Below are 15,480 nucleotides of genomic sequence, written 5' to 3'. Positions count from 1 at the left end.
ATGTATGGGCCCGGCTGCAAGTCGTGAGCCCGCACCTTCATCTATCGGGGAACAGCCACCTCCTGCGCTATCGCTGATCGAGGTAACTCGCTCCCGCCATTACCCCATGTTCCTTCACATCCAGCGATTTGCCGGTTAGCGTAGCCGAATGGATGTGCTGGATTGGCTTGCTCGCTGGTATGAGGCGCAATGCGATGGCGACTGGGAGCATGGCGTAGGCCCTTCAATCGGCACCATCGACAACCCCGGATGGTCCGTTAAAATCGACCTGACTGGAACGGATTGCGATGGGCGTGTCCTCGAACGGACCACGCATAACTATGAGCATGAAACCGACTGGTGGACCTGCTGGACGGAAGGCAACGTCTTCAACGGAGCTGGTGGCCCCCTTCACCTTCGATCGCTCTTAGAAGCGTTCCGAGACTGGACCACGAACGTCCGTTAATGGGCGACAGGGGACCCATGAGCGGGACTCGAACCCGCCAAACGCTACGATCGCTCGCTGCGCCCGCTCCGACAGCGTCAGGGCCGCGACGAACTTACCTAATGCACGAACATCCGCAATCGGGAAACGTCTCGCCAGCCTGAACGGCGATAAATGGGCGTTAGCTGCCTCTACCGGCGAGTGCCATTCGTTTGTGACCCGACCTATATCAAATCGTCTCCACGATGACGAAATACTGAAATATTCCGTTTTCTCCACAATCACTTACGACCGAAAAGCTTCTCCAAGTCGCTGCGTCGGAGAAGTACCCAGGTCGGGCGGCCGTGGTTGCACTGGCCGGAATGCGGGGTGACCTCCATTTCGCGGAGCAGCGCGTTCATCTCGGTCACCGACAGGATCCGCCCCGCGCGGACCGATCCGTGGCAGGCCATCGTCCCCGCGACCGCGTCGAGCCGCTCCTTCAGCGACAGCGCCTCGTCGAACGCCGCGAGTTCGTCGGCGAGGTCGGTGACCAGCCCCCTGGGGTCGCTCTGCCCGAGCAACGCCGGCGTCGCGCGGACCAGCATCGCGCGCGGGCCGAAGCGTTCGAGGTCGAGGCCGAATTCCGACAGCTCGGCCGCACGGGCTTCGAGCCGGTCGCAGGCCGGTTCGTCGAGCTCGACGACCTCGGGGATCAGCAGCGCCTGGCTCGCGACCGTCCCGCCGCTGAGCGCCGCGCGCATCCGCTCCAGCACCAGGCGTTCGTGCGCGGCGTGCTGATCGACCAGGATCAGCCCGTCCTCGGCCTCGGCGACGATATAGGTCTTGGCGACCTGGCCGCGGGCGACGCCCAACGGAAAGCTGGTGGCGCCGGGCGGCGGCGACCAGGCCGGCTCGGCGCGGGCCTGCGGCGGCGCCGAGAAGAAGGTCGGGCGGTGATCGCGCACCGATCCACCCAACGCCGTCACCCCAGCGAAGGCTGGGGTCTCTTGAGCGAGGTCGGTCCCTTGCGGCGGGAGACCCCAGCCTTCGCTGGGGTGACGATCCGTTGGCGTTTCCGGCTGCCACATCGCCAGCGCCGCCTCGGGCGCGCGCTGGCTACGATGCCCCGCCCCGTCCAGCGCGCGGCGCAGGCCCGACACGATCAGCCCGCGCACCATCGCCGGATCGCGGAACCGCACCTCGGTCTTGGCTGGATGCACGTTGACGTCGACCTGGTCGCTCGGCACGTCGAGGAACAGTGCCACCACCGCATGCCGATCGCGCGGCAGCATCTCGGCATAGGCGCCGCGGATCGCGCCCATCAGCAACCGGTCCTTCACCGGCCGGCCGTTGACGAACAGATATTGATGGTCGGCGATGCCGCGATTGTAGGTCGGCAGGCTCGCGACCCCGCCCAGCACCAATCCCTCCCGCTCCATGTCGATCGCCACCGAATTGTCGGCGAGCGCCCGGTCGGTCAGCGTCGCGACGCGCCCCGGCCGGTCCTCGACCTGGCTCGCCGCCAGCACCCGCCGTCCGTCATGCTCGACCGTGAACGCGATATCCGGCCGCGCCATCGCCAGCCGGCGCACCGCGTCGAGGCACGCCGCATATTCCGCCCGCGCCGATCGCAGGAACTTCCGCCGCGCCGGCACCCGCGCGAACAGATCCTCGACCATCACCCGCGTCCCCGGCGGCAGCGCGGCCGGCCCCTCGCGCGTCACCACGCCGTTATCCACGGTCCGCGCCCAGCCCTCACTCCCGCGCACCCGGCTCTCGATCGTCAGCCGTGCGACGCTCGCGATCGACGGCAGCGCCTCACCGCGGAATCCGAGCGTTACAACCGATTCGATGGCTTCGTCGGGCAGCTTGGAGGTGGCATGCCGTTCGAGTGCCAGCGCCATGTCGGCGGGAGTCATCCCGCAGCCGTCATCGGCCACTTCGATCCGCAGCGTGCCGCCCTCCGACAGCACCACCGCGATCCGCGTCGCGCCCGCATCCACCGCGTTTTCGACCAGTTCCTTCAACGCGCTGGCGGGTCTTTCCACCACTTCACCGGCCGCGATACGATTGACCAGATGCTCGGGAAGGCGCCGTATTGACATGGGTAATGGTCTAGACCAAGCGACGGCATCCCGCGAGCCGCAAATGCCGAGGACCCGGTGCTTACAAGCCGCGGACCGCGTGATAATCTGCGATGTGCGTCGCCGATACGGTGGCAGGTTACGGGATCTTGATTGAATGGCCTTCTACTCGCGTTTCTTCAAATTCATGAGCCATGACATGGCCATCGATCTCGGTACCGCGAACACCGTCGTCTATGTGCGCGGTCGCGGGATCGTGCTGAACGAGCCGTCGGTGGTCGCGGTCGAGACGATCAACGGCGTCAAGCGCGTCAAGGCGGTCGGCGACGACGCCAAGATGATGATGGGCAAGACCCCCGGCAACATCGAGGCGATCCGTCCCTTACGCGACGGCGTCATCGCCGACATTGACGTCGCCGAGCAGATGATCAAATATTTCATTCAGAAGGTGCACGGCCCGCGCAAGTTCGCGCGCTGGCCCGAGATCGTGATCTGCGTGCCGTCGGGCTCGACCAAGGTCGAACGCCGCGCGATCCGCGATGCCGCGTCGAACGCCGGCGCGTCGCAGGTCTGGCTGATCGAGGAGCCGATGGCCGCCGCGATCGGTGCCGACATGCCCGTCACCGAGCCGATCGGCTCGATGGTCGTCGACATCGGGGGCGGCACCACCGAAGTCGCAGTGCTGTCGCTCCGCGGTCTCGCCTACACCACGAGCGTGCGCGTCGGCGGCGACAAGATGGACGAGGCGATCGTCAGCTATGTCCGCCGCAACCACAACCTGCTGATCGGTGAAGCCACCGCCGAGCGGATCAAGAAGGAAGTCGGGATCGCCAAGCCGCCCGAGGACGGCATCGGCATGATCATCCAGATCAAGGGCCGCGACCTCGTCAACGGCGTGCCCAAGGAAATCCAGATCAACCAGGGCCAGATCGCCGAAGCGCTCAGCGAGCCGGTCGCGACGATCGTGGAAGGCGTCCGCGTCGCGTTGGAGAACACCGCACCTGAGCTGGCCGCCGATATCGTCGACCAGGGCATCGTCCTGACCGGCGGCGGCGCACTGCTGCAGGGGCTGGACGAGGTGCTGCGCGACGAGACCGGGCTTCCGGTGACGGTCGCCGAGGACCCGCTGACCTGCGTCGCGCTCGGCACCGGCCGTGCGCTGGAGGATCCGCTGTTCCGCGGTGTGCTCATGAGCGGCTAAGACACCGCCGATCGGCCTAGAACGAATTGGCATTGCGCCGGTTGGCCTGCGGGGACGGTCCCCGCTCGCTACCGGCGCGCAAGGACGAGGGGACGGGCGCATGGCGCCAACCCGCGACCGCCGCACCGGGTTTTCCCGGCGGCGGCAATATAGTGTGTTCATGGGCTATGTGCTCGCCATCGCGGGCGCGGTGTTGGGCGCGGCCTTGCTCGTCGTGTCGAGCTTCAACCCACCGGCGTTTTCGGCGCTGCGGATGACGGTGGCTGGCGTCACCACGCCGGTCTCGTCGGCGCTGGCCTGGGTCGGGTCGGGCGTCGCCACGGTGCCACAGGCGGTCGGCAGCTATTTCTTCGTCCGGCAGGAAAACGCCACGCTACACGCGGAGGTCGATCGCACCCGCGCGCTGTTGATGAAGGCGCGGACGATCGCCTACGACAATCGCCGGTTGCGCACGCTGCTGGCGGTGCGCGACCGCGCGGTGAATCCGATCGTCACCGCCCGGCTGGTGAGTTCGACCGCCGCGAGCGGGCGCCGCTATGCGCTTCTCAACGCGGGTCGCTGGAGCGGCGTACGCCCTGGCATGCCGGTGCGCGGACCCGATGGGCTGATCGGTCGGATCGTCGAGACCGGCCCCAACGCCGCGCGGGTGCTGTTGTTGACCGATCCCGACAGCATCGTCCCCGTCCGCCGCACCCGCGACGGCCTTCCCGCGATCGTCGCGGGGCGTGGCGACGGCATGGTCGACGTCCGCTCGGTCAACGCGACCAACGTCAAATTTGCCGCGGGCGACCTGTTCGTCTCGTCGGGCATCGGCGGAATCTATGCTCCCGGCGTGCCGGTGGCGCGCGTCATGAAGGCGGGGCAGGATTCGGTCGAGGCGCGCACCTTCGCCAATCCCGACACGCTCGATTTCGCGCTGGTCGAGGGCAGCTTCATGCCGATCCCGCCACGCGCGCCGACGCCGGCACCGGCGCTGCCGTGAACGCGCAACCCAATACCGTCGACTATCGCCCGTTCGCGCCGACGCTGGGCGCCCGCCGCGCGCGCGCGATCGCCGCGGGCACGGTCGTCGCGGGATCGCTCGCGACGATCATCCCGGTGGTCGCGACGATCCCGATCCTGCCACCCTTGGGGCTGGTCATGCTGCTCGCCTGGCGGTTGCTCGCCCGCTTCGCGTTCAAGCCATGGGCGGCAGCGCCGCTCGGATTGTTCGACGATCTGGTCAGCGGTCAGCCGCTCGGCAGTGCGGTCCTGCTATGGTCGCTCAGTTTCCTCGCGATCGACCTGCTCGAACAGCGCCTCGTCTTCCGCGATTACTGGCAGGACTGGCTGATTGCCGGCGGGCTGATCGCCGGCGTCATCATCGGCGGTCGTTTCCTGGCGCTTCCGGTCGGTGCGCATGTCGATACCGTGCTATTGGCGCAGATCATGGTCTCCATCCTGCTCTTCCCCCTCGCCGCAAGGATCGTCGCGCGCGTCGAGCGCAAGCGAGGCGAAGATTGAGCGACCGTAGCCGCGTCGTGACCGAGATGTCGCAGGCGTACAGCTTCTCGCGCCGTGCCTGGTTCCTGGGCGCTGCGCAGGGCGCGGTCGGGCTGATGCTGGCCGGCCGGATGGCGTGGATCTCGGTCGCGCAGAACGAACGCTATACCTCGCTGTCCGAAAGCAACCGCGTCAACATGACGCTGCTGCCGCCGCGGCGCGGCTGGATCGTCGACCGCCACGGCGTGCCGCTGGCGAACAACCGCACCGATTTTCGCGTCGACATCATCCCCGATCGGCTGCGCGACAAGGATCGCGTGCTGGCGCTGCTCGCTCGCCTGCTGCGGCTGCCCCCCGAGGAGATCGAGCGCGTACGGATCGATCTCGACCACGCCTCGGGCCTGCAGCCCGTACAGGTCGCGCAGAACCTCGACTGGGAACGCTTTGCCGCGGTCAGCGTCCGTCTGCCCGAACTGCCCGGGATCGCGCCCACACGGGGCTTCGCGCGCGCCTACCCCGCCGGCGCCGCCGTCGCCCACCTGACCGGCTATGTCGGCGTCCCCAACGTCGAACAATATAAGAAGACGCACGATCCACTGCTCGTCACGCCGGGCTTCAAGCTCGGCAAGGACGGGCTCGAAAAGATGCTCGAGTCCGATCTTCGCGGCGTCCCCGGCGCCAAGCGCGTCGAGGTGACCGCGCGGGGCAAGCTCGTCGCCGAACTCGCGACCCGCCCCGACACCCCCGGTAAGACCGCGCGGCTGACGATCGACGCCGGGCTGCAGGATTATGCCGCGCGACGCCTGGGCACCAATTCGGGCTCCGCGGTGGTGATCGACTGCCGCACCGGCGAGATGCTGGCGATGGTCTCGATGCCCGCCTACGATCCCAACAGCTTTTCCGACGGGATCAGCCATCTCGAATGGCAGATGCTGAGCGACGACGATCACGTGCCGTTGATGAACAAGGTGACGCAGGGGCTATATCCACCTGGCTCGACGGTGAAGCCCATGAACGGCCTCGCGCTGCTCGAAGCCGGCGTCGATCCGCACGCGCGCGTGTCGTGTTCGGGGGCGATGCGCGTCGGCACCGGCGTGTTCCACTGCCACAAGAAGAGCGGGCACGGCGCGCTCGACCTCAAGAACGCGATCATGCAAAGCTGCGACATCTATTTCTACGAGATGATACGCCGCCTGGGCTATGACCGCGTCGCGCCGATCGCGCGGATGGTCGGGCTCGGGCAGAAGTTCGAGCTGCCCTTCTCGACCCAGCGCTTCGGCACCGTTCCCGACAGCGCGTGGAAGCTCAAGAAGTACAAGGATACCTGGACCGTCGCGGATTCGCTCAACGCGTCGATCGGCCAGGGCTATGTGCTCGCCAATCCGCTGCAGCTTGCGGTGATGGCGTCGCGGATCGCCTCGGGCCGTCACCTCCGCCCCAGCATCCTCGCTTCGCAGGTCTTCCACGATGCGCCCGCCTTGCCGCTCCAGTCCGAAAACCTCGCGATCGTCCGCGACGCGATGTTCGGCGTCGTCAACGGCGGCGGCACCGGTGGCGCGGCGCGGATGCTGACCCCGGGCGTGGCGCTGGCGGGCAAGACCGGCACCGCGCAGGTCCGCCGCATCACTATGGCCGAACGCCGCTCGGGCGTGCTCAAGAACGGCCAGTTGCCCTTCAAGTTGCGCGATCACGCCGTGTTCATGGGCTTCGCCCCCGCGGACAACCCGCGATACGCGATCGGGATGGTTTTGGAACACAACGGCCACACCGTGCGCAACCTCGATTCCCCGCTGATCGCGCGCGACATCATGACCTATCTGTTCGACCGCGACCGCGCGATGGCGTCGCTGGCCGAAGGCGAGAAGAGCTGGGGCGGCGACATACCGACGCGCATGGCCGCCACGGCGTCGACGTATCGCGCCGCCCAGGCCCCGCCCCCCGCCGCCAGCGCAACCAAGACCGATGCGCTGGTGCCGAGTGACGCCCCCGCGGTCGAACGCGCCACCGACCAGGCGAACGCGAGCCAGGCCGCGCTCGTCACGCCCGGCAACACCGTCGCCGAAGACGGCACCACGGACCGCGAGCCATGAGTTCCAGACTTGTTCCCGAACCGCTCGCGCGGCTGCCGTGGAAGACGCTGTTGCTGGTCGTCGCGATCGGCCTGTTCGGCCAGGTCGTGCTCTATTCCGCCGCCGGAGGCTCGCTGAAGCCCTGGGCGCTATCGCAAGGTATCCGCTTCTTCGTGTTGCTCGGGGGCGCCATGCTGCTCTCGCGCGTGCCCGAGCGGGTGTGGAAGGACGGCGCGCTGCCGGCCTATGCGATCATCACGCTGTCGCTGCTCGCGGTCGAACTGCTCGGCAAGGTGTCGGGCGGCTCGCAACGCTGGCTCGACCTCGGCTTCATCCGCCTGCAGCCTTCCGAATTCATGAAGCCGGTCATCGTGCTCGCCTGCGCGAAATTCTACGACATGCTGCCGCCGGGCGAAACGCGCCGGTTCAGCGCGATCTGGCCCGCCGCCGCGCTGATCGGCGTGCCCGCGGCGCTGGTGATGCTGCAGCCCGATTTGGGTACCGCGCTGATGATCTGCGCGGGCGGTGCCACCGTGATGTTCCTCGCGGGCATCCCGTTACGGCTGTTCATCGGCGGCGCCTTGGCCTTCTCGGTCGCGACGCCGCTCGCGGTTAATTTCCTGCTCCACGACTACCAGCGCAACCGCGTGCTGATTTTCCTGGATCCCGAAAGCGATCCGCTCGGCACCGGCTATCATATCAGCCAGTCGAAGATCGCGATCGGATCGGGCGGGATCTGGGGCAAGGGCTTTCTGCAAGGCACGCAGAGCCACCTCGACTATCTGCCCGAAGGCCACACCGATTTCGTCTTCGCGACGATGGCGGAGGAATGGGGGTTGGTCGGCGGCTGCCTCCTGATCCTCGCCTTCCTGCTGGTGATCCGCTGGGGGATCGACGTCGGCCAGCGCGCGAAGGGCCGCTTCGCGCGCCTGACCGCCGCGGGCCTTGCGACGACGATCTTCTTCTACGTCGCGATCAATCTGTCGATGGTGATGGGTCTGGCACCGGTGGTCGGCATCCCGCTCCCCTTGGTCAGCTTCGGCAGTTCGGCGCAGATGACGGTGCTGTTGTGCCTGGCGATCCTGATGTCGATCGACCGCCAGAACCGCAAAACGACGGATTGGTGACAAAAAGGGGTTGCACCCGCCGCTCGGCCTGCTAACAGCGCGCTTCCCCGGGAGACGGGGCGCCACACCAGCGGCGCCACCCAGACCGCCCCGGTATGGACGCATAGCTCAGTTGGTAGAGCAGCTGACTCTTAATCAGCGGGTCCTTGGTTCGAGCCCAAGTGCGTCCACCATCCATCACAATGAAAACTAACGACTTTCTTAGTGGCGGAGCTTTGTTCTCCCGACATGTTCCGACAGGGCATTCCGACAAATGCCGTCACAGCACCCCCGCACAATATCGGTGCCGACGCCTTATCGCTCCTCTGAGGCTTCGACGATCGGTGCTTTACGGCAGGCGCTGGGCTGGCATATTGGCGACTATGAGCCGCGCCGATTTCACGCTGACCTACGACGGTCCCGCACTTCAAAACCATGAAATGGATGTGCGTGAGTTAGCACCGGCGATGCTTGGTGTTGGCGAGTTGTTCGATGCTATGAACCTCCTCCTCAACGGCGAGACTGCCGAGGTGAAGGTGAATGTTCGAGCTCACGAACCCGGCTGCTTCAGCGTGGTTTTTGATATCGTTCAGGGCTGGAAAGACGGTGCCATCGCGCTTCTCTCTGGCGACCTGGTTACATCCGCGATCAATCTGAAAGAGCTACTGCTTGGCGGCGCAGGGCTAATTTGGTGGATACGAAAGCACCGAGGGAAGACCCCCGATAAGGTTGAGCGGCTTTCCGGCAACATGATCCGCGTCACTTACGGGGATGAGTCGTTCGATGTGCCGCTTGAACTGCTGCGCCTGTATCAGGACCTCGCCGTTCGCTCAGCGCTTGAGAAGGTCGTACACAAACCGCTTCAGGCGCCCGGGATCACCTTGGTAGAATTCGGAGCGCGTAGTCTACCAGATCAGCGGGTTACCGACGATGACGCGGAGGCGTTTCGAACACCAGAAATTCCAGAACGTATACTTGTGAAGGATGTTCGGGAAGCCGCGTTCTCGATCGTCTCGCTCGCCTTTAAAGAAGACAATAAATGGCGCCTTCATGACGGCTCCAACGCGGTAAGCGCTGTCATCCGCGATGAGGAGTTCTTGGCACGCGTCGATCGGAACCAGATACGTTTTGCGAAAGGCGACGTTCTAATCTGCGAGGTCGAGTTCACCCAGAAGCAAACGGCCAAGGGCCTAGTTACTGAAAATATCGTGACGAAAGTTAAGCAGCACATAGCGGCTCCCCGTCAACTTAGCCTGCTGCCTGATCGCTATTTGGACGACCACAACTTACCCTGAGGGCGCATCTCAAGGACGCACAATATCGATCAGATGAGCGCGCCGCGCCACACCGATCCGTCGAGCCTTCTCGGCATTCGCCTTGTTGTAGATCCGGGTAACCGCCAGCGTCTTGTGCCCCGACACCGCGCGCACGTCGTCCTCACCAGCATTGCCGATCTCGGTGATACCGCCATGCCGGAACCCGGTGAACGTCATCGTCTTCGGTAAGCCGGCCTCGTCGCAGATCCTGCGATGCACCGACGACATGCGGCGTTCCTTGTACTTCTGCCCGCTGCGCTCCTCGAGCACGATCACCTCCGCATTGGCGGCGACTACCTCGCGCGATCGGGCAAGCTCCTCCTCCAGCTCAGGATAAAGCGACACCGTTTCGGGTTTCCCGTCCTCACCTGGCACGACGATCGACAGCGGCAACGTGACCGGATTGCCCGTCTTCGACTGAACAAGGCTGATGTCTTCGCCGGGCCGGTAGCCGGCCCACTCGATGCCGCGGTGCTCCTTGCCGTCCGGATCTTCGAACCCGAAGGCATCCCACACGCGCTGGCAGCATTCGAAGCATAGCGCGGCCGCGGTCGCCATCGACTGGAACCCAAGCTTGCGTGCTGTCTCGCGGTAGAGGTCGTACTCCGCCCGGCTGGTCGCGCGGTTGCCCTTACCGGCCGTGCTGGACAGCCCCATGCCCTTGAACGGGTTCTCCTTCACGCCGGTGACGCGGTGGTGACGCGCTGCCCAGGTCCAGACGAGCCTGCAGACCTGCATGGCGTAGGCCGCCTGTCGGTCGCCCTTCTCCTTCAGCTTCTGATAAAGCTTGTCAGCGACCGTCGCGTCGACCTTGGATGCCATGCGCTTCCCGAGCGGCGGCTGGCCGGCCTTCGTCTCGAACGCGACGAGCATGTCCATCAGCGCCTTGTAGTCCTTGCGCGTCTTCGCGGTGTTCTTGGTGAAGCGCTCTTGCTCGCGGTACCACTGGAACAGCCACGCGACGCTGCCCTCGACGATGCGGGCCTGCCCCATCTCGCCAGTCCGCCATTCACGCAGCGCTTCGTTCAGTGCGTCCCCCTTCGCGTGCGCCTGGGACAAGTCGGTGCCGAGCGGGGTGGATATAACCGGGCACGCCTGCCCGTGCCGCATGGCCGGGGTCAGTTTCCCCGTCTTCGGATCCTTCGTCGGTCGCGCCCACGGCGGCAGCTCGAAGTAATAGCCCGTCTTGCCGCCTGCGAGCTTCATCGGCCGGACGTATGCCGGCAGCCGCGCGATCGCCATTAGTCGAACTCAATCGGGCTATCGTCCGCCGTAGCGCCGGAGAACAGGCTTTGCACGGCTGCGTCCAGCGATGAGCGGGCGGCGATTGCGGCGCCACGGGGACCACGCAGGCAGAAGCGAACGGTACCACGACGCTCCCACTCGCGCAGCTGAGCCTCGGCAACGCCGGTGTACGCCAGCGCCATCTCGCGGGTCATCGCTACAGGCCAGTCGGGCAGCCGTTCCAGAGCAAGGCCCATCAGCAAAAGCTCCTGTATGTTGGGCCGCGGACAAAGAGGCCAACTGGGGCATCTCGGGCTGACCCGCGCGCTCGCTGGGCTATCACGAGACCCACAGCGCGTCAGGAGCCTCAATGCCGTTCCACCGGTGATCCAGCCACGATGAGGCCCGTGCGCCGTTCGCGGTTTCAAAGAGGCTGAAGACCGCGTGCATCGCCTCGTTGCCCCCCAGGATCGCTAGCGTTTCGCCAATGACCCACGCGGCATAGTTGATACCGGTCGCGCCATCGTCGACGCTCTCCAGCCGGCTGCGCATCGGTTGAGCGAGAAGCTCACTGACATGGACTGCTCGAAGGGGTGCGACGGGCTTCTCTGCCTGCAACTGCATCGCGCGGTGGAAGAGCTTTCCTAGCCGGTCAGCGATCGCTCGGGCCTGTTCGGAGTTGAAGGTCATGCCGCGATCCTCGCTGGCGCGCCGGGAAAGGGCACGACCCGTTCGCCGCCGTCACCGTCAGGGCCAGGATGCCCCTGCCCTTCCCAGTCGCCGCAGAACCGCGTCTCGTGGGTGGTCGGGAACATCGAGACCGGAAAGGCGGAGTTGCCTTGGACGACGATCGGAGCGTGCGCCTGGCAGGTGCCGGTATCGGCAGGCGCCGACGGGTCTCGGCTTGCGTTCGACAGCCGGGGGCCCATCCGCTTCCACCAAACGCAGGTCGCGCAATTCTGCCCGGGATGATCCATCAGCATGGCACCGCTCCCTGATATTCGCCGCACGCGTGAGCGCGGTGGACGTTGGGGAACAGCGACGCGATGTGACCACTGTTGCTGCGCGTCATCCGTGGTGGCCAGCGCCGGCAGATGCCAACCTGACCGAGCGGCTCAGCCACTGGCTGAACGGTCGCATCGCACGCGGATTTCGCGGTGAAGTGGGTACAGGACGAGCAGGTCATGCCCCCTGCTCCGCGAGGTTCACGCCGCCGATGCGGGCGAGGTCTTCGATCGCGCCCCAGGCCATGCGGTCGTACATTCCTGACAGGCGCAAGCCGTCGATGAACTTGGGGTCAGCCGTGTTCGAGATCGCGAGATCTGACCAGTCCGCGCCGACCTGGTGCATGAAGGCAACGCGGAGCTTCGCCAACACGCCTTCAATCGTTGTCGCCCTGGCGTTCAGCAGAGTCATCTCGGCAGCGTCGGCCCGATCAAAATAGGCGTCTTCCTGATCCTGCGTCAGATCAACATTGGCGGTCGTCTCGAACTCCAGCCGTCGACTCGCGAAGGCCGCCAGCATCTCGGCGTCGGTCTGCAGGAAGGCGCCGTGCCGCCCGAACCGGCGAGCATCGCACATCATCTGCTCGATCACCGCGTCGGCATCCTTCAACTGTCGGTCCTGCTCCGCCGAGAATATCTTGAGCTTGATCGCCAACTCGCTCGGCCCCGGCGCGGGCGCTAGGTAGAGGCGAAGCTTGGCCTCGTGTTCCTGCATGCACAGGTCGTCATAGCGGCTCTCGATCTCCGGGTAGTCGACAGCCTCGATCTCAGCGCTGGCCGCAGCGTCGCTCCTGAAGTCGTAGCCGTCGGGCCACTTGTCGCGAACGGCGCGGAAACGCGCGTCGGCGGGTTTGACCATCTCCGAATAGAAGCGGTCCCGATCGCTTCGCACGTCCTCATATCGCGCGTACGCACGCTGCCACTGGATCAGCGGCCCCCGCATGTAACGGTTGTAGCCCTCCATGCTGACCACCGTACTGCCGCCTCGGTCGGTACTGTCCTCGCCGCGGGCGAAGCTGAACGCGCTCGTGATCGCGCCGCCGATCGGCAGTGAGAACGCGCCCTTCGACTTCGACAACGCCCAGGCCCGGGTGCTCAACTCGCCCAACAGGCCGGCGATTGGGCAGAATGACGATAGGTCGGCACTAAGCCCCTTGGCCAAGGCCTCCAGCGGAAAGCCGTTTTCGGCGCTTTCGATCTCGAACGGGCCGAAGCCCGAGCAGTCTGCGGCCTCGATGCCCGCAAGGAGCGCGCGGAACATCATATCGTGCGCGTTCTCTGTAGGGGCGGCCGCTACCGCACGGAGCGCTAGTTCGCTCGCTTTGCAGCGTATCGCACCCTCCTCGTCGCTCTCATAGAACGACGAAGCGTGCGAGGCCGTCTCACCCCATCGGAGGAACGCGGTGTACATGCGCGGACACAGCAGCTCCCGTGCCTTCTCGATCAGCGAGCAGGTCATGCTCTGGATCAGCTCGACGTCGACGGACGCATGGATCGCCAGCTCGTCGAGCGTGGCGTTGGGCGTTTCCGCCGGCAGCTTCGCCATCGCGTCGCTAACGGCGACCGCCGCTTCGCCAGCGATGAAGGCGACCCGAATGTTGGGGCGCGGGGTCAGCGCCGTCGTGGACGTGAAATCGATGTGCTTGAGCTGGGTTGCCATGTGCGTTCTCCTACGAGGGCGCAGGAGTGCGGCAGAGGCTGGCGAACCGAGCGTGCTTTACGGGCCTGCACAGCTTCTTCGGCCCGCAGGCGATCAGCTGATATACGCCATGTACGCTTTTGGTTATACGCTAGTCAAGCGTTCTAGCGTATTTGATCGACGGCATGAGGTCTGCATGGGAGAGAATGGGATTTACAGATATGACCTCGCCGCGTGGAATGACGATCCGCGCCTTGGGACTGAACTGATCGATCTGAATTTCCTCGTCATGAAGAAGATACAGGCGGCCGAGAATCATTCCCCCGTCGAGGTAGCCTTCATTGATTACGCTAACCAAGACATCATCACCCGGCTTAGCGGGCGTTGAGCGGTCGAAAAATAGTACTTCCCCCTCTTCATAGCGCGGCCACATGTTACCGACAGTTACGTAAAATGCGCTTACACGCTTTGCCTGAATGCGCTGATTCGAATCCCAGTACGCTGTCTCAAGAGGCTGATCATACATAACAAAAAGAGGCACTTCCAAGCCGGTCTCGGACCTAACAGTAGAGTCAATCCGCCGAGTCTTATGCAGTATAACGTACTTACTCGCCTCGTAGTTATGGTGAGATAGATCAGCCAACATTTTATCTAGAACCGTCCCAACATCTGCCAGGGCCAGTATCTCGTGTTCCTCGATTGCCGGCTCTCCCAAACCGACGAACGCCTTCGCCAATCTGTCAGCGACGCTGCGTTGCAGCCGATCAGGTGCATAGCTGCCCCTAAACAGCTTCTGTATTGAAGATGCTCCTTGATACCCTGCTTTATCGGCGATCTGAGCGAGCGAAAGCCCGCTTCGCGCCTTCAGCGAGATCAATCGGTGGCCGATGGTAGGTTCCGTAGACACGATAACTCCTAGAGAGCCTTGACCGCCATACGCTTCGAGGCGTACGTATAGCGTATGGAAGCAAGATCGATAATTAGGCTGTTCGGCGGCATTCGTCCAATGGCGCGAGCGCTGAGGCATCGGTCTCCGACGACCGTACAGGGGTGGAGAAACCGAAACCTTATACCTGCGAAGCATCAAGCTCACGTACTGGCACGCGCAAAAACTGCGGGCCTTCCGCTGATCGCGGCCGACATTATCCCCGATGTAGATTTCGGCGATGAGCACGTCCCCGGGTCCGGGACGTGACTTGCGGCGTGACCCGGCCCCTGCCTTCGGACGGCATCAAACTGTCGCCATTCACGCTCGATCAGGAAGCGCGGGTGCGCGAGATCGTCACGCAGATGGACGGCCAGCTGCTCGATAGTCGACTTCCGCAAACGCTGCGCGACGAAGCGATAGCTATCGTCGAGAGAGAAGGTCCTCAACGCCCTGCCAGAACGACTCCAGCCGGTCCTGTATCTCGTGAATAGTTTCCTCAACATGCGGGCCGGCGTCGGCAGCTGGGTTTCGGAGCATGGATCCGATGTCTTCCCGCTGTTCATGGGACAACCTTCGCGCCGTCTCGACCGGGTTCGGCGTGCCGTTGGCTATGAAATTCGACCACAAGTTCGTTGTGACGGCCCGCAGCGCGATCATATCCAACTCGAGCTTTGCCAAGCGATCTTCCATTATTCACCCCTTCGTGCGCGTCTCGACAACCGCACGATAGCCGGAAGGGGTCGGGTCGCAAGCCCGACCCCGGAGGGGCGATAATGCTGACTTCAGTCATTCGACGGCACCGTGGATCGAACGACGTCCACGATGTGGTCCATCAGCTCGTAAGCGGGTCCGTCGAGCATAATGCAGTTCAACTCCTCGAAGTTGTCGAGGAAGCGCCGGATCACGTCGTTCGGCACGTCGGCGAACCGCATCGCATCGACCATCGCGGCGATCATGTTCGCCACTGCCATCAGCGTGATCCGGTTGTCCTGCCGAGCGCGTTTGTCTTTCACCATGCTGA

At 64.6% G+C, this 15,480-nt stretch carries 17 protein-coding genes and 1 tRNA gene; 9 read left to right on the top strand and 9 right to left on the bottom strand.

Going from position 1 to position 15,480, the window contains the following annotated elements; all coding sequences use genetic code 11:
* Positions 1 to 148 precede the first annotated feature (148 nt).
* Positions 149 to 445, top strand: coding sequence for an immunity 53 family protein (locus U1701_RS13330; protein WP_332783045.1), 297 nt, complete (start codon positions 149 to 151; stop codon positions 443 to 445).
* Between the two features lie 260 nt (positions 446 to 705).
* Here U1701_RS13330 and mutL read toward each other — a convergent pair whose 3' ends face one another.
* Positions 706 to 2,511, bottom strand: coding sequence for a DNA mismatch repair endonuclease MutL (gene mutL / locus U1701_RS13325; protein ID WP_332783044.1), 1,806 nt, complete (start codon positions 2,509 to 2,511; stop codon positions 706 to 708).
* 136 nt (positions 2,512 to 2,647) lie between these two features.
* On the opposite strand from mutL, the gene U1701_RS13320 reads away from it, so the two are divergent.
* The 7 genes from U1701_RS13320 to U1701_RS13290 all read left to right on the top strand — a co-directional run bounded on the left by U1701_RS13320 (position 2,648) and on the right by U1701_RS13290 (position 9,643).
* On the top strand, positions 2,648 to 3,691 hold the full coding sequence (locus tag U1701_RS13320; RefSeq protein ID WP_332783043.1) for a rod shape-determining protein: 1,044 nt from the start codon (positions 2,648 to 2,650) through the stop codon (positions 3,689 to 3,691).
* Between the two features lie 100 nt (positions 3,692 to 3,791).
* Positions 3,792 to 4,673 (top strand): rod shape-determining protein MreC, encoded by an 882-nt coding sequence (locus U1701_RS13315; protein ID WP_332783042.1) that lies wholly within the window; start codon positions 3,792 to 3,794, stop codon positions 4,671 to 4,673.
* The gene (locus U1701_RS13310; protein WP_332783041.1) at positions 4,670 to 5,194 is read left to right on the top strand and encodes a rod shape-determining protein MreD; all 525 of its coding nucleotides are present in this window, start codon (positions 4,670 to 4,672) and stop codon (positions 5,192 to 5,194) included. Before U1701_RS13315 ends, U1701_RS13310 begins: the two co-directional genes overlap by 4 nt.
* A gap of 26 nt (positions 5,195 to 5,220) precedes the next feature.
* Positions 5,221 to 7,263 (top strand): penicillin-binding protein 2, encoded by a 2,043-nt coding sequence (gene mrdA, locus U1701_RS13305; RefSeq protein ID WP_332783063.1) that lies wholly within the window; start codon positions 5,221 to 5,223, stop codon positions 7,261 to 7,263.
* Positions 7,260 to 8,369, top strand: a complete 1,110-nt coding sequence (gene rodA / locus U1701_RS13300) for a rod shape-determining protein RodA (protein ID WP_332783040.1) — start codon at positions 7,260 to 7,262, stop codon at positions 8,367 to 8,369. The genes mrdA and rodA overlap by 4 nt, the downstream gene beginning before the upstream one ends.
* Positions 8,370 to 8,466: 97 nt before the next feature.
* A tRNA-Lys gene (locus U1701_RS13295) sits at positions 8,467 to 8,542 on the top strand.
* A gap of 189 nt (positions 8,543 to 8,731) precedes the next feature.
* Positions 8,732 to 9,643 (top strand): LAPAL motif-containing putative phage structural protein, encoded by a 912-nt coding sequence (locus tag U1701_RS13290; RefSeq protein ID WP_332783039.1) that lies wholly within the window; start codon positions 8,732 to 8,734, stop codon positions 9,641 to 9,643.
* A gap of 9 nt (positions 9,644 to 9,652) precedes the next feature.
* On the opposite strand, the gene U1701_RS13285 is transcribed toward U1701_RS13290, so the two are convergent.
* The 6 genes from U1701_RS13285 to U1701_RS13260 all read right to left on the bottom strand — a co-directional run bounded on the left by U1701_RS13285 (position 9,653) and on the right by U1701_RS13260 (position 14,438).
* Positions 9,653 to 10,906 carry a tyrosine-type recombinase/integrase gene (locus U1701_RS13285; protein WP_332783038.1) on the bottom strand — a complete coding sequence of 418 codons (1,254 nt, stop codon included), beginning with the start codon at positions 10,904 to 10,906 and terminating at the stop codon, positions 9,653 to 9,655.
* Positions 10,906 to 11,145 carry a hypothetical protein gene (locus U1701_RS13280; RefSeq protein WP_332783037.1) on the bottom strand — a complete coding sequence of 80 codons (240 nt, stop codon included), beginning with the start codon at positions 11,143 to 11,145 and terminating at the stop codon, positions 10,906 to 10,908. The genes U1701_RS13285 and U1701_RS13280 overlap by 1 nt, the downstream gene beginning before the upstream one ends.
* 82 nt (positions 11,146 to 11,227) lie before the next feature.
* Entirely contained in the window at positions 11,228 to 11,578 is a 351-nt protein-coding gene (locus tag U1701_RS13275; RefSeq protein ID WP_332783036.1) for a hypothetical protein, read from the bottom strand.
* Positions 11,575 to 11,871, bottom strand: coding sequence for a hypothetical protein (locus U1701_RS13270; protein ID WP_332783035.1), 297 nt, complete (start codon positions 11,869 to 11,871; stop codon positions 11,575 to 11,577). Before U1701_RS13270 ends, U1701_RS13275 begins: the two co-directional genes overlap by 4 nt.
* A gap of 199 nt (positions 11,872 to 12,070) precedes the next feature.
* On the bottom strand, positions 12,071 to 13,552 hold the full coding sequence (locus tag U1701_RS13265) for a hypothetical protein (protein ID WP_332783034.1): 1,482 nt from the start codon (positions 13,550 to 13,552) through the stop codon (positions 12,071 to 12,073).
* A 130-nt stretch (positions 13,553 to 13,682) separates the two neighbouring features.
* Positions 13,683 to 14,438, bottom strand: a complete 756-nt coding sequence (locus U1701_RS13260) for a LexA family transcriptional regulator (protein ID WP_332783033.1) — start codon at positions 14,436 to 14,438, stop codon at positions 13,683 to 13,685.
* A 54-nt stretch (positions 14,439 to 14,492) separates the two neighbouring features.
* Here U1701_RS13260 and U1701_RS18745 point away from each other — a divergent pair, with 54 nt between their 5' ends.
* The gene (locus U1701_RS18745) at positions 14,493 to 14,726 is read left to right on the top strand and encodes a carph-isopro domain-containing protein (protein WP_443026052.1); all 234 of its coding nucleotides are present in this window, start codon (positions 14,493 to 14,495) and stop codon (positions 14,724 to 14,726) included.
* 153 nt (positions 14,727 to 14,879) lie between these two features.
* On the opposite strand, the gene U1701_RS13255 is transcribed toward U1701_RS18745, so the two are convergent.
* Together U1701_RS13255 and U1701_RS13250 are read right to left on the bottom strand one after the other, a co-directional pair.
* Positions 14,880 to 15,149, bottom strand: coding sequence for a hypothetical protein (locus U1701_RS13255; RefSeq protein WP_332783032.1), 270 nt, complete (start codon positions 15,147 to 15,149; stop codon positions 14,880 to 14,882).
* Between the two features lie 92 nt (positions 15,150 to 15,241).
* Entirely contained in the window at positions 15,242 to 15,475 is a 234-nt protein-coding gene (locus tag U1701_RS13250; RefSeq protein WP_332783031.1) for a hypothetical protein, read from the bottom strand.
* Between the last annotated feature and the right edge of the window lie 5 nt (positions 15,476 to 15,480).

Source organism: Sphingomonas rhamnosi (assembly GCF_036663615.1).
Lineage (GTDB): Bacteria > Pseudomonadota > Alphaproteobacteria > Sphingomonadales > Sphingomonadaceae > Sphingomonas.
This window is presented reverse-complemented; position numbering and strand designations above follow the sequence as displayed.

Bases quoted from the DNA above. Each gene is read 5' to 3' on its own strand.
- U1701_RS18745 (WP_443026052.1), top strand. From the start codon at position 14,493: ATGGAAGCAAGATCGATAATTAGGCTGTTCGGCGGCATTCGTCCAATG.
- rodA (WP_332783040.1), top strand. From the start codon at position 7,260: ATGAGTTCCAGACTTGTTCCCGAACCGCTCGCGCGGCTGCCGTGGAAG.
- U1701_RS13275 (WP_332783036.1), bottom strand. From the start codon at position 11,578: ATGACCTTCAACTCCGAACAGGCCCGAGCGATCGCTGACCGGCTAGGA.
- U1701_RS13315 (WP_332783042.1), top strand. From the start codon at position 3,792: ATGGCGCCAACCCGCGACCGCCGCACCGGGTTTTCCCGGCGGCGGCAA.
- U1701_RS13255 (WP_332783032.1), bottom strand. From the start codon at position 15,149: ATGGAAGATCGCTTGGCAAAGCTCGAGTTGGATATGATCGCGCTGCGG.
- U1701_RS13265 (WP_332783034.1), bottom strand. From the start codon at position 13,552: ATGGCAACCCAGCTCAAGCACATCGATTTCACGTCCACGACGGCGCTG.
- U1701_RS13330 (WP_332783045.1), top strand. From the start codon at position 149: ATGGATGTGCTGGATTGGCTTGCTCGCTGGTATGAGGCGCAATGCGAT.
- mutL (WP_332783044.1), bottom strand. From the start codon at position 2,511: ATGTCAATACGGCGCCTTCCCGAGCATCTGGTCAATCGTATCGCGGCC.
- U1701_RS13280 (WP_332783037.1), bottom strand. From the start codon at position 11,145: ATGGGCCTTGCTCTGGAACGGCTGCCCGACTGGCCTGTAGCGATGACC.
- U1701_RS13290 (WP_332783039.1), top strand. From the start codon at position 8,732: ATGAGCCGCGCCGATTTCACGCTGACCTACGACGGTCCCGCACTTCAA.
- U1701_RS13270 (WP_332783035.1), bottom strand. From the start codon at position 11,871: ATGCTGATGGATCATCCCGGGCAGAATTGCGCGACCTGCGTTTGGTGG.
- U1701_RS13285 (WP_332783038.1), bottom strand. From the start codon at position 10,906: ATGGCGATCGCGCGGCTGCCGGCATACGTCCGGCCGATGAAGCTCGCA.
- U1701_RS13320 (WP_332783043.1), top strand. From the start codon at position 2,648: ATGGCCTTCTACTCGCGTTTCTTCAAATTCATGAGCCATGACATGGCC.
- U1701_RS13250 (WP_332783031.1), bottom strand. From the start codon at position 15,475: ATGGTGAAAGACAAACGCGCTCGGCAGGACAACCGGATCACGCTGATG.
- mrdA (WP_332783063.1), top strand. From the start codon at position 5,221: ATGTCGCAGGCGTACAGCTTCTCGCGCCGTGCCTGGTTCCTGGGCGCT.